This window comes from Mycobacterium gordonae (assembly GCF_001417955.2).
GTDB lineage: Bacteria > Actinomycetota > Actinomycetes > Mycobacteriales > Mycobacteriaceae > Mycobacterium > Mycobacterium gordonae_B.
This window is the reverse complement of sequence record NZ_LKTM01000345.1, coordinates 1-16,928: the sequence shown is the minus strand read 5'-3', so window position 1 is coordinate 16,928 and position 16,928 is coordinate 1. Positions and strand designations below refer to the sequence as shown.

At 64.8% G+C, this 16,928-nt stretch carries 8 protein-coding genes and 2 pseudogenes; all 10 read left to right on the top strand.

All coding sequences use genetic code 11. From position 1 onward, the window contains the following. The first annotated feature begins 61 nt into the window (after nucleotides 1-61). Nucleotides 62-1,483 (top strand): condensation domain-containing protein, encoded by a 1,422-nt coding sequence (locus tag AO501_RS25395; protein ID WP_055580360.1) that lies wholly within the window; start codon nucleotides 62-64, stop codon nucleotides 1,481-1,483. A gap of 140 nt (nucleotides 1,484-1,623) precedes the next feature. Continuing rightward, nucleotides 1,624-4,623 (top strand): RND family transporter, encoded by a 3,000-nt coding sequence (locus tag AO501_RS25390; RefSeq protein WP_197419949.1) that lies wholly within the window; start codon nucleotides 1,624-1,626, stop codon nucleotides 4,621-4,623. 94 nt (nucleotides 4,624-4,717) lie between these two features. Beyond that, on the top strand, nucleotides 4,718-5,821 hold the full coding sequence (gene pe, locus AO501_RS25385) for an acyltransferase PE (RefSeq protein ID WP_055580347.1): 1,104 nt from the start codon (nucleotides 4,718-4,720) through the stop codon (nucleotides 5,819-5,821). Nucleotides 5,822-5,885: 64 nt separating this feature from the next. Then, nucleotides 5,886-6,944 (top strand): dihydrodipicolinate reductase, encoded by a 1,059-nt coding sequence (locus tag AO501_RS25380; RefSeq protein ID WP_055580346.1) that lies wholly within the window; start codon nucleotides 5,886-5,888, stop codon nucleotides 6,942-6,944. A 171-nt stretch (nucleotides 6,945-7,115) separates the two neighbouring features. Continuing rightward, on the top strand, nucleotides 7,116-7,571 hold the full coding sequence (locus AO501_RS25375) for an MmpS family transport accessory protein (protein ID WP_055580345.1): 456 nt from the start codon (nucleotides 7,116-7,118) through the stop codon (nucleotides 7,569-7,571). After that, complete coding sequence (locus AO501_RS25370; protein WP_055580344.1) at nucleotides 7,568-10,474, top strand: RND family transporter; 2,907 nt, start codon at nucleotides 7,568-7,570, stop codon at nucleotides 10,472-10,474. Before AO501_RS25375 ends, AO501_RS25370 begins: the two co-directional genes overlap by 4 nt. Before the next feature lie 293 nt (nucleotides 10,475-10,767). Beyond that, a pseudogene (locus AO501_RS40815) lies at nucleotides 10,768-11,199 on the top strand (PPE family protein); the annotation flags it as partial. Nucleotides 11,200-11,628: 429 nt separating this feature from the next. After that, nucleotides 11,629-11,730, top strand: a pseudogene (locus AO501_RS40810) (hypothetical protein); the annotation flags it as partial. Between the two features lie 792 nt (nucleotides 11,731-12,522). After that, nucleotides 12,523-16,143 carry a hypothetical protein gene (locus tag AO501_RS25365; protein ID WP_371935003.1) on the top strand — a complete coding sequence of 1,207 codons (3,621 nt, stop codon included), beginning with the start codon at nucleotides 12,523-12,525 and terminating at the stop codon, nucleotides 16,141-16,143. Nucleotides 16,144-16,224: 81 nt separating this feature from the next. Continuing rightward, on the top strand, nucleotides 16,225-16,928 hold a 704-nt coding region (locus AO501_RS40370), incomplete at its 3' end, for a PE family protein (RefSeq protein ID WP_156452780.1).

Sequence of the window (16,928 nt, the reverse complement as noted above, 5' to 3'; positions counted from 1 at the left end):
ATCGGCGCCGACTCACACGGGGGAAAGCCAGGGAAAAGCCGGCGACCGGGAAGGAAAGATTTTGCAGATCGGGAAAATCACAATCGGTTCACTCGAGGATTGGACGGTGCGCCCCGGCACCGTCATTTCCTGGCACCCCACGCAGGCGGCCAGAGAAAAAGCGCTGGAGGCGCCGGTCAGTTCGGTGCCGGTCAGTTACATGCAAGGTCAACATCTGCAGAATTACCGGCAGCGAACCAGTTCCGGTCTCGACTTTTCCCGACTGTTGATCGCCACCTGTGAGGCGCCCGGGCATTGCGATATAGCGATCATGAATCAGGCGCTTAACGCATATCTGCGCCGGCACGACACCTACCGCAGCTGGTTCGAGTACGACGACAACGGCGACGTCATCCGGCACACGATGACGGATCCGGCCGATATCGAATTCGTCCCCGTCGATCACGGCGAGTTGACCGTCGACCAAATCCACGACCACGTCGTGGCGACGCCCGATCCGCTGCAGTGGGGCTGCTTCTCGTTCGGGATCATCCAGCACGAAGACCACTTCACCTTCTACGCGAGCATCGACCATGTCCACGGTGACGCGACCCTGATCGGCATCACGATGCTGGAGTCCAACGCGGTGTACGCGGCGATGGCGGGCGGCGAGAGTGGCCTGGCGCTGCCCGACAGCGGCAGCTACGACGACTTCTGCGTCCGGGAGCGGGAACGGACTTCGGCGCTGACCCTGGATTCGCCGCAGGTTCGCAAATGGATCGAGTTCGCCGAGAATAACAATGGCAGCCTTCCCGAATTTCCGCTTCCGCTGGGCAACCCTTTGGAGCTGACCAACAGCGACATGGTCACCGAAAGCCTGATGGACGCCGACCAGACCGCCCGATTCGAATCGGCGTGCACCGCAGCCGGCGCGCGCTTCGTCGGCGGCCTGTTCGCATGCATGGCCCTGGTGGACCACGAGTTCACCGGAGCGGCGACCTATTACGCGCTCACTCCGCGGGACTCGCGCCGGAGCGACGAGAATTTCATGACCCAGGGCTGGTTCACCGGCCTGGTGCCTATCACCATTCCCATTGCCGCGGCGTCCTTCAGCGAAGCCGCCTGGTCCGCCCAGGATTCATTCGATTCGAGCCTCGACATGGCGAAGGTACCGTTTTACCGGGTCCTGGAATTGGCGCCGTGGCTGGACTGGCCGCGACCCAACTTTCCGGTTTCGAATTTTCTGCACGGCGGCGCCGCCCCGCTGAACGCCGTGATTGCCGCAGCCGAAATGAGTGCCGCCAAGAGCATCGGAATTTATTCCGACCGCCGATATTCCTATCAATTGACCATTTACATATTCCGGTACGAGCAGGGTACCGCCATGGCGGTCATGTTCCCGGACAATCCGATCGCGCAGAAGTCGGTCGCGCGATATGTCGAGGCAATGAAATCCGTGTGCACACGGGTCGCCGATAGCGGACATTGGGGCCGCGTCACGTAGGGTGGGAGTACTTCGGAGTTCTTTGATGCACGTTATTTTTGTGAAATACCCGAAGTCGCGGCGGGCGCGACACATAATTGAGCAGTGGGACCGGCGGTGACCGGCGGGCGCGGACCGCGAGAACTTGAGGTGGGGGCAATTTGCGACGGTTAGCCGATTTCGTGGTGCGATGGCCCTGGGCCGTGATCGGGATCTGGGTCGCGGTTGCGGTCGCGCTGCCGCTGACACTGCCGTCCCTGAACGAGATGTCCCAGAAACACCCGCTCGCCATCCTGCCCAGTGACGCGCCGTCCGCCGTCACCGCGCGCAAGATGACCGAGGCGTTCCACGAGTCTGGCAACGAGGACCTGCTGCTGGTGGTTCTCACCAACGAGAAGGGCCTCGGACCGGCGGACGAAGCCGCCTACCGCAAGCTGGTGGCCGCGCTGCGTGAGGACACCCGCAACGTGGTCATGCTGCAGGACTTCGTCAGCACGCCGCCCCTGCGGTCGGCGCTGACCAGCAAGGACCGCAAGTCCTGGGTGCTGCCGGTCGGCCTCGCCGGTGAGTTGGGCACGCCCCGCTCCTACGCCGCCTTCAAGCAGGTCACCGGCGTGGTCAAGCAGAGCCTCGCCGGTAGCCCGTTGACGGCGAACCTGACCGGACCGGCCGCCACCGTCGCCGATCTGACGGTGGCCGGCGAAAAGGATCGACTCCCGATTGAACTCGCGATCGCGGTGCTGGTGCTTCTTGTGTTGCTGATGGTCTACCGCAATCCGGTCACCATGCTGCTGCCGCTGCTGGCGATCGGCATCTCGATGGCGATCGCCCAGGCGGTGGTCGCCGGCTTCTCCCAGGCGAGCGGCCTGGGTGTTTCCAACCAGTCGATCGTCTTTCTGAGCGCGATGATCGCCGGCGCCGGAACCGATTACGCGGTCTTTCTCATCAGCCGGTACCACGACTATCTGCGGCAGGGCTCCGATTACGAGGATGCCGTGCGACGGGCCCTCATATCCATCGGCAAGGTGATCACCGCGTCCGCCGCCACGGTCGGCATCACCTTCCTCGGCATCAGTTTCGCCAGGATGGGGGTGTTCTCCTCGGTGGGGGTGTCCTCGGCGATCGGCGTCGGCGTGGCGTTCCTGGCGGCGGTCACCCTGCTGCCGGCCATTCTCGTGGTGGCCGGTCCGCGCGGCTGGGTCAAACCCAGGCGCGAGCTGACCGCCACATTCTGGCGGCGTTCCGGGATTCGCATCGTGCGCAAGCCGAAGACCCACCTGGTCGCCAGCGTGCTGGTGTTGATCATCCTGGCGGGCTGCGCGGGTCTGGTGCGCTACAACTACGACGACCGCAAGGCCGTGCAGGCGTCCGCCCCGAGTTCGGTCGGCTACGCCGCGCTGGACCGGCATTTCCCGGTGAATCAGTCCATCCCCGAATACATCCTGGTCCAGTCGCCGCATGATCTGCGCACACCGCGGGCGCTGGCCGACTTGGAGCGGATGGCAGACCGGGTCAGTCAGCTGCCGAATATCGCAGCGGTCACCGGTATCACCCGGCCTACCGGGGCGGTGCCCGAAGAGTTCCGGGCCACCTACCAGGCGGGCGCCATCGGCGCGCGGCTGGGCGAAGGGTCGACAGTGATCAGCGACCACAACGACGACCTGAACAGGCTGGTCAAAGGGGCCGACACGCTCGCTGACAATCTGGGCGACGTGCGGGGCCAGGTCAGCCAGATGGTGTCTGGCATGCAGGGTCTGCTCGACTCGTTCTCGTCGATGCGAACCCAGTACGGCGGCGACAAGCTGGTCAAAGAGGTCGCGACCGCGGCCAAACTGGTCAACAGCATCAATTCGCTCGGCAACTCCATGGGGTTGAGCTTCACCGCCGTCAAGGACATGTTCGCCTGGGTGGCACCGGTGCTGATCGCGCTGCAGGGCAACCCGGTTTGCGACCTCGACACCTCGTGCAGCGCAACCCGGGCGCAATTCGAACGGGTGGTGGCCGCACGCAACGACGGGAGCCTCGACGAGATCAACGATCTGGCCCGCCAGCTGGAGACGTTCCAGGACCGGCAAACCCTGAACGCGACGGTGGATCGCTTGCGCAGCACGCTGAACGGGCTCACCAAGGCGATGCATGCCATGGGGCTGGACCAGCCCGGCGGCATGCAGTCGGGCCTCAACAACCTCCAGCGCGGAGCCGACCGGGCCGCGGGCGGAAGCCGGCAGGTTGCCGACGGGGTGGAACAACTCGTCGGCCAGGTCAAAGAGATGGGTGCCGGCCTGGCCGAGGCCGCCGCGTTCCTGCTGTCGCTGAAAAATGATGCGGCCGAACCGTCGATGGCGGGCTTCAATATTCCGGCTCAGCTGCTGCGCATGGACGAATTCAAGAAGGCGGCCAGGATATTCATTTCGCCGGACGGGCACTCGGTTCGCTACCTGGTCCAAACGAAACTCAACCCATTCAGCTCCGAAGCGATGGATCAGGTCAACGCCATCACCGACGCCGCGCGCAGCGCCCAGCCGAACACGGCATTGTCGGACGCGTCAATTTCGATGGCGGGATACCCCGTCTCGCTGCGCGACACCCGCGACTATTACCAGCACGATATTCGATTCATCATCGCCGTCACGCTCATCGTCGTGTTATTGACCCTGATGGCGTTGCTGCGTGCGGTTGTCGCACCGCTGTATTTGGTGGGTTCGGTGGTGGTGTCGTTCTTGTCGGCGGTCGGAATGGGCGTCCTCGTCTTTCAATTCCTGCTCGGCCAGCAATTGCACTGGTCGGTGCCGCCGCTGGCTTTCGTGGTCCTGGTCGCGGTAGGCGCCGACTACAACATGCTTTTCATCTCCCGAATGCGCGACGAGTCGCCGGGCAGCGTGCGTTACGGCGTCATCCGGGCCCTGAGCTCGACCGGCGGTGTGATCACGGCCGCGGGCCTGATCTTCGCCGCCTCCGTAGGTGGCCTGCTGTTTTCCAGCATCGGCACCGTGGTCCAGGGCGGGTTCGTGATCGGCGTCGGCATTCTGCTGGACACCTTCCTGGTGCGGACCATCACGGTGCCGGCCGTGGCCACGCTGATCGGACGGGCCAGTTGGTGGCCCTCGAAACTGAGCAGGGGGCCGAGCATGCGGCGGTCGCTGTCCGGACGCGCCGGGTGACGAGCGATTTAGCGGGACCGCGCGGGGTGTGCGAGACTCGCGGAACCAAGCCGATCAGGCCCCGATCAGGCCCCCAATCAGGCAGGGAGTGGGGATGAAGAAGCTACTCGCGGGAATTTCCGCGCTGGGAATTGTCGCGGCAACAGGATGTTTCGGCGGCCCCGCGGCCACCGCAGACGAAACGCCGGCCGACCCCCCTGCACCCGTCGGCGGGACGGCCTACGCGCTGGGCGGCGCGCACGTGCTGGGCATCCCGTATGACGAGTACATCCGCCGCGAAGGTGCCGAATGGTTCCCGGGCCTGCGCCGGCAGATTGTCGACTACCCCGCCGGCCAGGTGCAGGGCCATGTGCTGGGGCGCCTGTTTCCCGGCATCGGCCGGTTGGACGAAATGTTTCCCGGCCTGGGCGCGGACGGACCCAGCGTCGGCGAATCGGTCGTCATCGGGGCCGACAACCTGGATGCGGCGATCCGCCGGGGCGGTCCCGGAACGACGATCGGCCTCTCCGAGGGTGCGCTGGTGCTCGACGCTCTGCAGGCCCGGCTCGCCAATGACCCCACCGCTCCCCCGCCGGACCAACTGACCTTCGCCACTTTCGGCGACCCCGTCGCGCGCCACGCGTTCGGCCAGAGCTTCCTGACCGCCATGTTCCCGGTCGGCAGCGTCGTTCCCGCACTCGACTACCCGGTACCGCCGCCCTTCGAGAGCCAGTACGACACCAAGATGTTCATCTCCGCCTATGACTCGATCGCCGACTTCCCGGACCGGCCGGACAACTGGATGTCTCTGGCCAACACCTTGGCGGGCCTGATGACCGGGCATACCGCGGTGGCGTTCACCAACCCGAGCATGGTGCCGCCACAGAACATCAGGACGACCGTCAACTCACGCGGCGCGACGACGACCACTTATCTGATTCCCGAGCGGCACCTTCCGCTGGTATTGCCGTTCCAGTACGCGGGGGTGCCGGAGCAGACGCTGAACGAGCTTGACGCGGTGCTGCTGCCGATGGTCAACGCGGGTTACTCGCGCAACGACGACCCGGCGACGGCTCCCATCCAGGTGGACCCCGTCATCGGCTACGACCCGGCGGCCGTCACCGCACCCGCGACCCAGGCCACCTTCGGCGGCGGGGCGGATCCGGTTTCACAGATCCTGTCCGGTGCCATGTCCGTGCTGAACCGGGCTCCTCACTGACGCCGGACGGCAGCGGCGATAATGGCTCCCGTCAACCGGCCGTCAACCGGCGCAAAGGAGCCCGATGAGCACAGCCAGCACTGACCGTCCCCTGCGGGTGATCCAGTGGACGACCGGAAATATCGGGCGCCGCTCCCTGCACGCCATCATCGGACGGCCCGACATGGAACTCGTCGGGGTCTATGCACACGGGGCGGACAAGGTCGGTGTCGATGCCGCCGAGCTGGCGGGCCGGCCGGAGCCGACCGGCGTGCTGGCCACCAACGACATCGACGCGCTGATCGCGCTGGGAGCCGACGCGTGTTGTTATAACCCGTTGTGGCCCAACATCGATGAGCTGGTGCGACTGCTGGAAGCGGGGGTCAACGTGTGCACCAGCGCGGCGTGGATCACCGGCGGCAAGCAGACGCCGCGAGACCGCGAGCGCATCATCGCGGCCTGCGAACGCGGCGGTTCGACCATCTTCGGCAGCGGCGCGCACCCGGGGATGACGAACATGGTCGGCATGGTGCTGTCCGCCTCCTGCGAGCGCGTCGACGAGATCCGCATCACCGAGTCGGTCGACTGCTCGACCTACGAGTCGGCGGGAACCCAGACGGCGATGGGCTTCTCGCAGGACCCGGACACGCCGGGACTGGCCGAGAGCGTGCGACGGGAAAGTGAAGTGTTCGCCGAGTCGGCCGCGATGATGGCCGACGCCATCGGAGCCCGACTGGACCGGATGACCTTCGACGTCACGTTCACCGCTGCCACCGGCGACACCGATCTGGGCTTCATGAAGATCCCCGCCGGAACCGTCGGGGGCGTCTACGGATACCACCGCGGGTGGGAGGGCGACCGCAACGTCGTCAGCGTCGGATTCAACTGGACCATGGGCGATCACGTCGTCCCGCCCAAGCCGCTCGAGCACGGGCACGTCATCCAGGTGTTCGGGCTGCCCAATATGCGCACGGTGCTGCACTGCCTGCCGCCCAAAGACTGGACGGAGCCCGGCTTCATGGGGCTGGGCATGATCTACACCGCGATGCCGGTGACCAACGCCGTGCCCGCGGTGGTGGCCGCCAGGCCCGGCATCATGACGCTCGCCGACCTCCCGCCGGTCACCGGTCGGGTGGCACGCTGACTGTGTCGTTGCGCACACGACCGGCACCCCGAGGAACGTTGGCGTCCACTAAGGGTTAGCATACTTAGCCGAGCAAACATTCTCCCGAATTTGTCGCATCGGGAAGCAAGCTCCGCTGTCGGGCGTTACAACCCGTCAGTTGTGGCGGGAGACTCGTAAAGGGCGGTGGCGATGAAGGCTGGTGCGATCGCGGGTCCCGCTACCCGCTTCTTCAGGAAAGCGTGGATACCCCTGGTGCTGGTGGTGGTGCTGGCCGTCTCCGGACTGGTCGTGTCGCGGTTGCACAAGATCTTCGGGTCCGAAGACCTCAACGCCAACGCGGGTGCCGGCATCGAGATCGTGCAGTTCAACCCGAAGGTCGTCAGGTACGACATCTTCGGTCCGTCCGGGTCCACCGCGAACATCAACTACTGGGATGCAGATGCCAACACTCACCAGGTCAACGCGGCACCGCTGCCATGGACTTTCACCATCTCGACGACGCTGCCCTCGGTGAGCGCCAACATCATGGCCCAGAGTGACGGCAGCCGAATCGGCTGCCGCATCACGGTCGACAACGTGGTGAAGGAAGAAAAGCAGTCCGACGGCGTCAATCCCCAGACCTTCTGCCTGGTGAAGTCGGCATGAGCGATCTCAACCACAGAACCGCCACCGACGACACGGCACCAATCACGGTTGCGCCCAACGACACCCGGGAACGCGGTCACCGCCCGCTCATCCCCCACACCATCCGCATTTTCGCGGTGCCGATCATCATCGGCTGGGTGGTGCTGACGGTCCTGGTCAACGTCATCGTCCCGACCCTGGAGAAGGTCAGCGAGCAGCACTCCGCTCCGATGACGCCGGTGGACGCGCCGTCCATGGTGGCGATGATGCGACTCGGGCACAACTTCAAGGAGTTCGACTCCAACAGCACGGTCATGATCGTGCTGGAGAGCAACAAACCGCTCGGCGACGACGCACACCGCTACTACGACAACGTGATCCGCCAACTGCGCAAGGACCACGAGCACATCCAGCACATTCAGGACTTCTGGGGTGACCGGCTGACCGCGGCGGGAGCGCAGAGCGCCGACGCCAAGGGCGCCTACGTGATGCTGAACCTGGCCGGCAACCAGGGCACCACGTTGGCCAACGATTCCGTCGAAGCCGTCCGAAAGGTGTTGGAGCACAATCCACCACCGCCCGGAGTGAAATCGTATGTGACCGGACCGGCGGCGTTGTCCGACGACATGCACATCATCGGCAACGCCAGCCTGGCCACCATCACGCTGTTCACCCTCGGCGCGATCGCGATCATGCTGCTGCTGGTCTACCGATCGATCGTCACCACCCTGGTCCAGTTGTTCATGACGTTCGTGGCGCTGGCCTCCTCACGCGGAATCGTCGCGGTCCTGGGGTATCACAACGTTTTCGGCCTGACGACCTTCGCCGCCAACATCCTGACCATGCTGGCGATTGCCGCCGGCACCGACTACGGCATCTTCCTGATCGGGCGCTATCAGGAAGCGCTGCGCGCGGGCGAGGATCGAGAAACCGCCTACTACACCACCTTTCGCGGGGTGGCTCCCGTCGTGCTGGGATCCGGTCTGACCATCGCCGGCGCGACGTACTGCCTGAGTTTCACCCGGCTGCCCTGGTTCAACACGATGGGCGCACCGGTGGCGATCGGCATGCTGGTCGTCGTGCTGGCCGGCGTCACCCTCGGCCCCGCGGTGGTTTTCGCCGGGAGCAAGTTCCATCTGTTCGAGTCCAAGAGCACCGCCCGGCAGGGACGGATGTGGCGGCGCGTCGGCACCGCGGTAGTGCGTTGGCCCGCACCGATTCTGGCGGTCAGCACCGCTATCGTGCTGATCGGGATGGTGGCCCTGCCCAGCTTCGTGACGAGCTACAACGACCGCTACTACCTACCGGCTTCCGCCCCGTCCAACCTCGGCCAGCAGGCCGCTGACCGGCACTTCTCGCAGGCCCGGATGGACCCGGACATGCTGATGGTCGAGGCCGACCACGACATGCGCAACCCCGCCGACATGCTGGTGCTGGACCGGGTGGCCAAGAACGTGATGCGCACCGTCGGCATCGCCATGGTGCAGGACATCACCAGGCCGTTGGGCATCCCAATCCAGCACAGCTCCATACCTTTTCAGAACAGCATGCAGAGCCAGACGACGATGCAGAACATGGCGTTTCTGCAGGACCGCATGAAGGACATCACCAAGATGGCCGACGAGATGCAGTTCATGATCGAGACCATGGAGCGCATGTACAAGGTGACGACGGAACTGTCCAACGCCGCCGACGACAGCGCCCGAACCACCGCCGAGACCGCCGAGATCACCAACCGGCTGCGGGACCACATCGCCGACTTCGATGATTTCTGGCGTCCGATCCGCAGCTACTTCTACTGGGAGAAGCACTGCTTCGACATCCCCATCTGCTGGTCGCTGCGTTCCCTGTTCGAGTCGCTCGACGGATTCGACCAATTGGCCGGACAGTTCGACCTCCTGACCAAAGACATCCAGCGCACGGCGGACGCCACGCACTCGATGCTGGTGCTGATCCCGCCGATGATCACCACGATGAAGACGACCAAAGCCCTGACGCTGACCATGCAGGCGACGTTCTCGGCGATGCTGGATCAGATGAAGGCGCTCAGTGACACCGCCGTCGTCATGGGCCAGAGTTTCGACGCCTCCAAGAACGACGACTTCTTCTACCTGCCACCCGAAGCCTTCGACAACCCCGACTTCCAGACCGGCCTGCGGATGTTCCTGTCTCCAGACGGCAAGTCGGCGCGATTCTTCATCACCCACCAGGGCGATCCCATGACGCCGGAAGGGATTTCGCGGGTCGATTCCGAGCGCACCGCGGCTCAGGAGGGACTGAAGCAATCCTCGCTGTCGGACGCGAAGGTCTATCTGGGCGGCACTGCCGCGACCTTCAAAGACATGCACGACGGCGCCAAGTACGACCTGATGATCGCGGTGGTGTCGGCGCTGACGCTGATTTTCATGATCATGCTGCTGCTCACCCGCAGCGTGGTTGCCGCGCTGGTGATCGTCGGCACGGCGGCCAGTTCCATCGCCGCGTCCTTCGGGCTGTCGGTGCTGATCTGGCAGGACCTGTTCGGCATCAAGATCCACTGGATCGTGATGGCGCTGTCGGTGATCATCCTGCTGGCGGTCGGCTCGGACTACAACCTGCTGCTGGTCTCCCGATTCAAAGAAGAAATTCATGCCGGCCTCAAGACCGGCATCATCCGGTCCATGGCAGGCACCGGCGGGGTGGTGACCGCCGCAGGTCTGGTGTTCGCCTTCACCATGGCGTCGATGCTCGGTAGCGACCTGCGGGTGCTCGGCCAGTTCGGATCGACAGTGTGTATCGGCCTGTTGCTCGACACGTTGATCGTGCGCACGCTGCTGATGCCGTCGATCGCGACTTTGCTGGGACGATGGTTCTGGTGGCCGCAAGTGGTGCACCCGCGCGGTTCCGACAATGTATTCATTCCGGCGAAAGCAACTGCTCGCTGAATTGGGTCAGACTGATTTCCATTCGCGGTCAGTGCGGGTACATGCTGCTTGCTCATGAACGCCGCACTACCCCCGGGTGTACGGCATAAATCAAAGCGGACTGACTGGTCACACAACCGACTAGGCAATGTGCACAGTCGGTTTAGGCAGATTGCACAACGTTTATCGGCGTTTTGGACTTCGCGCCGGAGGCTTTTCTCAATCGCCAATAACGTTGCCCCCCTCCGATATAAGCTCGCCTCCAAACTTGGTGACTTGCTGATTTAGTTGCGATTCGGATTTGGGGTGGACAGGTGAGCTTTTTCGCTCTTCCGCCGGAGGTGAACTCGGCACTGCTGCTCGGCGGCGCGGGACCAGAACCTTTGCTGGCCACCGCGTCCGCCTGGGAGGGTTTGTCCGCTGAGTTGGCGACCGCCGCGGCTTCGTTCTCCTCGGTGACCTCCGGGCTGGTGTCCGGCTCGTGGCAGGGCGCCTCAGCCGCGGCGATGGCGGCCGCGGCGGCACCGTATGCGGGTTGGCTGAGTGCCGCGGCGGCTTCCGCCGAGTCGTCGGCCGTGCAGGCCAGGGCGGTCGCGGCCGCCTTCGAGTCGGTCGTGGCCGCCGCGGTGCACCCGGGGGTCATCGCCGCCAACCGGTCGCAGTTCGTCTCATTGGCCCTGTCCAATATCTTCGGCCAGAACGCCCCGGCCATCGCGGCCACCGAGTTCGCCTATGAATCGATGTGGGCCCAGGACGTGGCGGCCATGGCCGGCTACCATCTGAATGCTTCGGCGCTGGTGGCGGGGTTGCGGCCCTTCACCCGACCGGCCCAGTTGCTCGGCGGGGTCGGCGGGCTGTCGACCGTTGCCGACTCAATAGCCGCCGCGGCGCAGGGAATCGCCGGCGGCCTCGGCAGCACGGCCAGCACCGGTACCCCGGTTACGAGTACGGGGCCCGCGCCGGGCGGCGTCCCCGCGATTCTTGGTCAGCCGGGCACGGGATTCGTCAGCGCGGGTATCGCACGGACTCTCGCCTCCGGCGCCGCGGGAGCGGCTGCGGCTGACCTCGGTCTGCTCAGCTTGCTGAATCCGGGCAATCTCCTCACCGGATTCCTGGGCGCCACCGGCCCCAGCTTCGACATCTTCCCGATCACTCTTCCCCTCGAACTGAATGTCGCCGGAGCCGTCGGCCCGATCACCATCGAACCGATCCAGATCCTTCCGACCATCCCGCTGAACTTCCACCAGACCTTCCTGCTGGGACCGCTGACCGTTCCACCCATCCACGTCCCGGCAATCCCGTTGGTGGACTTCAGCATTCCCATCGACATCGGCCCCCTGACGGTGTCGCCCATCACCCTGGTGCCGGCCATCGAGTTCCCCAGCCAGATCATCACAATTCCCGGATTCAACCTGGTGCCGGGCGGCATACAAACGTCCGGGCTGTGGGCGGGGCCCCTCTTCCTGAGCCAGGGCGTCTTCATCAACCCCAACGTCAATCCCATTGCCGCGCAACTGAGCTACACGACCCCTGCGCTCACCCTGTTCCCGGGCGGTTTGAGCATCCCCGATGCCCCGCTGCACTTCGATGTCGGCATCAAGGCCGGCACCGGGGCCTTCACCATCCCCGGATTCTCCCTGCCCGAGCATGCCATTCCGCTGACGATCAGCACGGCCGGCCAGATCGACGGCTTCAGCACGCCGAGGATTACCATCGACGCCATCCCGGCGTCATTGGACACCGTCGTCCGCGCCGATCGCGTGGTGCCTCTGTTCCCACTTCCGTCGATTCCCCTCACGATCACGGCCAACGGCACGGTGGGACCCGTCCACGTCGCACCCATCGCCATACCGCAGGCGCACGCCGCGATCACCAACGCGACCGTCAGCATCGGCAGCTTCACCATTCCCGAGATCGCCCTTCCGCAGATACCGCTGCACGCGACGGGCACCGTAGCCCTGGCCCAGAACTCCATTTCCTCGGTCAACCTTCTCGACCCGCTCAATCTCACCGGGCAGCTCCAGCTCGGCCCGATCAGCGGTCCGAACGCACGCATCGACATCGCCAGCATGAGTCTGGGCAGCGGCCTGCCTTCGCTCGTTCTGAGAAACATCAATGTCGCGGTCGACGCCCTTTTCTACGGCCCCGAGACTCTCAATCTGGCGACCACCCCACTGGCGTTGCCCGACATCAGCATTCCCGCACAGAACATCGTCACTCTGGGCCTGGGCGGCGGCATCAATCCCATGACTTTGTTCCCGGGTGGCCTCGCATTCCCGGAGAACTCGGTCAGCCTCACCAATTTCTCCGTCGGCTCCGATCCGTTCACCGTTTTTCCGGACGGCTTCCGCATCGATCAATTCCCGTTCAAAATCAACGCCACGGTGCTGTCGCCGACCCCGGTGCCCACCACCGGGAGCATCGGTCCCATCCATATCCCGGCGGCGCCGCTCATTCAGGCGGTCCGTGCGGGCGGATCAGGCAACATCAACCTGAACCTCGGCTTGCCCACTATTCCCACCCCCGCCATCGGCCTGGGCTTGAACGGCCTAGCGAACTACGGGTTCGTCACGCACGAGCCCATTGTCATTCCGCCGTTCGGCACCTCCGGAACCCTCGCCACCGAACCAATCGGCATCAACGTCAACATCGGTTCCATACCGTTCACGCTCCGCGGCATACCGGTGATAGGCGGACAACTCGAAGGAAACGTCTTCGCCTTCGTCGTCAATCAGGGTATCGATGCAATGACGGTGCCGCTCGATTTCATGACGTCCCCCATCGCCATTCCGCCGCTTTCGCTGGGCGGGTCGATTCCAATCGATATTCCATTGGACATCGTCTCCGCCGCCACCATCCCGGGCATCGGCTATACACAGTCGATTCCGCTCAACTTCACGACGGAAATACCGCAGTTCACCATTCCTGAGACACTTATTCCCGCGATCCCGATCGGATCGAACCTCGCCCTGCCGGGGAGCATCGGGCCGCAACTGGGCGACGTGGTGACTTCCGGTGCGACCTGGCTCCAGCAGCAGTTGATGAACGCGGGACTGGGCAACGCCGGTGTGTACAACGTCGGCAGCGGCAACCTGGGCAGCCTCAACCTCGGCAACGGCAACATCGGCAGCTACAACCTGGGTGGCGGCAATATCGGCGATGCCAACATCGGTTGGGGCAACGGTGCTTTAGGCACCCTGCTGGGCAAGAATGTCGGCTTCGGCAACGCCGGGTCGGGCAACTTCGGGTTCGGCAACGCCGGGTCGGGCAACATCGGTTTCGGCAATACCGGCACCGGCAACGTCGGCATCGGCCTGGTCGGCGACAACCAGAACGGTTTCGGCGGTTGGAACTCCGGGACGGGCAACATCGGCCTGTTCAACTCCGGCACCAACAACGTCGGATTCTTCAACTCGGGCAGCAACAACATCGGTATCGGCAACTCCGGCTTGGGCAGCACCGGCCTCTTCAACGCCGGCAACTTCAGCAGCGGACTGGGCAATGCGGGCGAGCGCAACCTCGGCTTCTTCAACGCGGGTAACGCCAACCTCGGCGCGTTCAACCCCGGCAATGTCAACTCCGGCCTGTTCAACAGCGGAGACGGCAACATCGGGTTGGCCAATTCGGGTGACTTCAACGACGGGATATTGATCTCCGGCGACCACAGCATCGGCGCACTCTTCACGGGCGACTACCAGAATGTGGCCGACCCCAACCTGGGGATCACCCTGCTCGACATCAACCAGAACCTCGGTCCCGTCCACATCGACCCTATTCACGTTCCAGGGCTGCCGATCAACATCAACGAGACCATTTACATCAATTCCTTCACCGTGCCGCAGATCGACGTGCCCGCAATACCGGTGGAAATCCACCAAGGCGTCGCGCTACCCGCCATCACCCTCTTCGAGGGCCTCAACATGCCGGCGCAGCAGATCGTGATTCCGCTCAACATCCCCGCCAGCACCGGGTCGACGCTGCAGCTTCCGGCGATCGGCTTCAACGCTCAATACAAGCCCGACAACCTTCCCCCGTGGTCGTTCGGGCAATTCGCGATCAGCCAGCAACTGAACACCCTGGGACCCACCGCCGGCATCCTCGTCCAGACCGGCGCCACCGATGCCCGGACCGGGGCCGTCACGCTGAACCTTCCAGCGATCAATATTCCGCGAATCGCGACCTCCCCGATTCCGCTGACCATCGACACCCACGGCGGCATTCCCGCCTTCACCCTGTTCCCCGGCGGACTGTCCATCCCGCAGAACCCGATTCCGGTCACCTACACGCTGACCGGCGGCCTGCAGCCGTTCACGATCTTCCCCGATGGCTACACGATCGACCCCATTCCGCTGCACCTGCACCTCGACGCCACCCTGCTCAATCCGATCGACGGTATTCCTCCGTCACTCAACCTGGTCGATTTCCAGTTCTCCGGCGGCATGGGCCCGGTAAAGATCCCGGACCTCCCAATTCCCACCATTCCACTGGGCCTCAATTTCGGCCTGAGTCATGGGGCATTCACCATTCCGCCGATCGAGCTTCCGAACATCCCGATCGACATCACCGGCGACATCGGCCTGGGCCCGATCGGCATCCCGTCCCAAACGATTCCCGCGATCTTCAACGACCCGTTGGCGACCGTCCATTTCGACGCGTTCAAGACTGCGGTGACGAAGATATCGCCATTCGTCATATGGACCAGCGGCAATGCGCCCTGGGACCCGATCCCCGCCCCTACCGGCGCATACATATCGATCGGTTCGCAACCGCTGACCGACCTGCTCTTCGTCAACCCCCTGGTCCTCGGCAGCGCGACCCAGGATCCGTATTCGATAGTCTTCAGCGGCGGGACCTACGGCTTCAACACGCCGGCCGTCATGATCGACAAGATCCCGCTGGGGTTCCGATTGCCGGGCGGTGTCGACGGCGCCACGATCTTCCCGAACGGGCTGACCTTCCCGGCCAACAACGTGGTGGACCTCGATCTCGCCGCCGGGCCCAAAGGCTTCACCATTCCCGCCCGAACCATCCCCGCCATCCAGGCCAGCTTGGACGCCATCGTCAAACTGGCCACCCCGGACAACCTGCTGCCGCCATACAAACTGCTCTACGTCACCGCCAACGGAGGCATCGGCCCCGCCGTACTCCCCTCGTTCCACATTCCGTCGATCCCGCTGGGCTTCGACCTCGGCGGCGGCATCGGTCCGATCACCATTCCGTCCTTCTCCACACCGCCCATTCACCTGGGACTCGACCCGAGCGCGACCGCGGGCCCAGTCTCGGTGCAGCCCATCAGCATCCCCCGACTGACGGCCGACGCGTTCCTGCATTTCGATGAGATCAAGACCGGCATCGCGACCACCACCGGCGCGATCTATTTCAGTGGAGGCGTGGTCCCGCAGATCAATCTCGGTGGATCCAGCACCAGCACGACGCCTGCATGGGAAATCCCGTGGTTCACGGTCTCGACCCCGCCAGGGGGAATCCCCGGATTCTCGATCCCGGTGGACCCGATCGAACTCGGCCTGCCGCTATCGGTCACCATCCCGTCGCTGACCTTCCCGGGTCTGACCATCCCGCGAATTCCGTTGGGACAGGGGCTGTCCGGCGCTTTGCCGGCGTTCGATCTGCCGTCGATCACGATCGACCGGATTCCGATCAGCTTCGCCGGCCCGCTCACGCTGTTCTAGACGAGGCGTCGATGATCCCCCGTCCGACCAGCCGCACAGCACACTTTCCCGCGTCCACCGAAGCCTGATTCAGAGGTACCGATGTCTTACGTCATTGCAACACCGGCGGCCCTGGCGGCGGCGTCAACGAACCTGTTCGACATCGGCGAAGCGATCCGGGCCGCCACCGCGGCCGCGGCCTCGCCGACGACGGGCATCGCGGCGGCGGCCGCCGACGAGGTCTCGGCGGCCATCGCGCGGTTGTTCGGCGGTTTCGGCCATGAATATCAACTGGCCAGCGCGCAGGCCGCGGCGGCCAACGACGAGTTCGTTCAGGCATTTGCGCGGGGCGCGGCGGCATATGAGCGCATCGAGTTCAGTAACGCCGGGCTGCTGCAGCCGCTCCTGGACAGCCCGCTGGCGACGGGCCTGATGGGGCTCGTCAATGCGCCCAGCGAGCTGATCACCGACCGACCGATGGTGGGCAATGGCGCCGACGGCGCGCCGGGAACTGGTCAGAACGGCGGGGACGGCGGCTGGTTGTCCGGCAACGGCGGCAACGGCGGGTCGGGCGCGCCAGGCCAGCAGGGTGGCGCCGGCGGAAATGCCGGCGCCAACGGCAACGGCGGCGCCGGCGGTGCGGGCGGTAATGCCGTCGCCCCCGGTGGGCGTGGCGGCGACGGTGGGCGCGGCGGCAACGGGGGAACGACGACCGGTTTCGCCGGCACCGGCGGGGTGGGCGGAGCCGGTGCGCCCGGCGCAGCCGGGCAAGCCGGCGGTGCGGGCGGAAACGGTGGGGCAGGCGG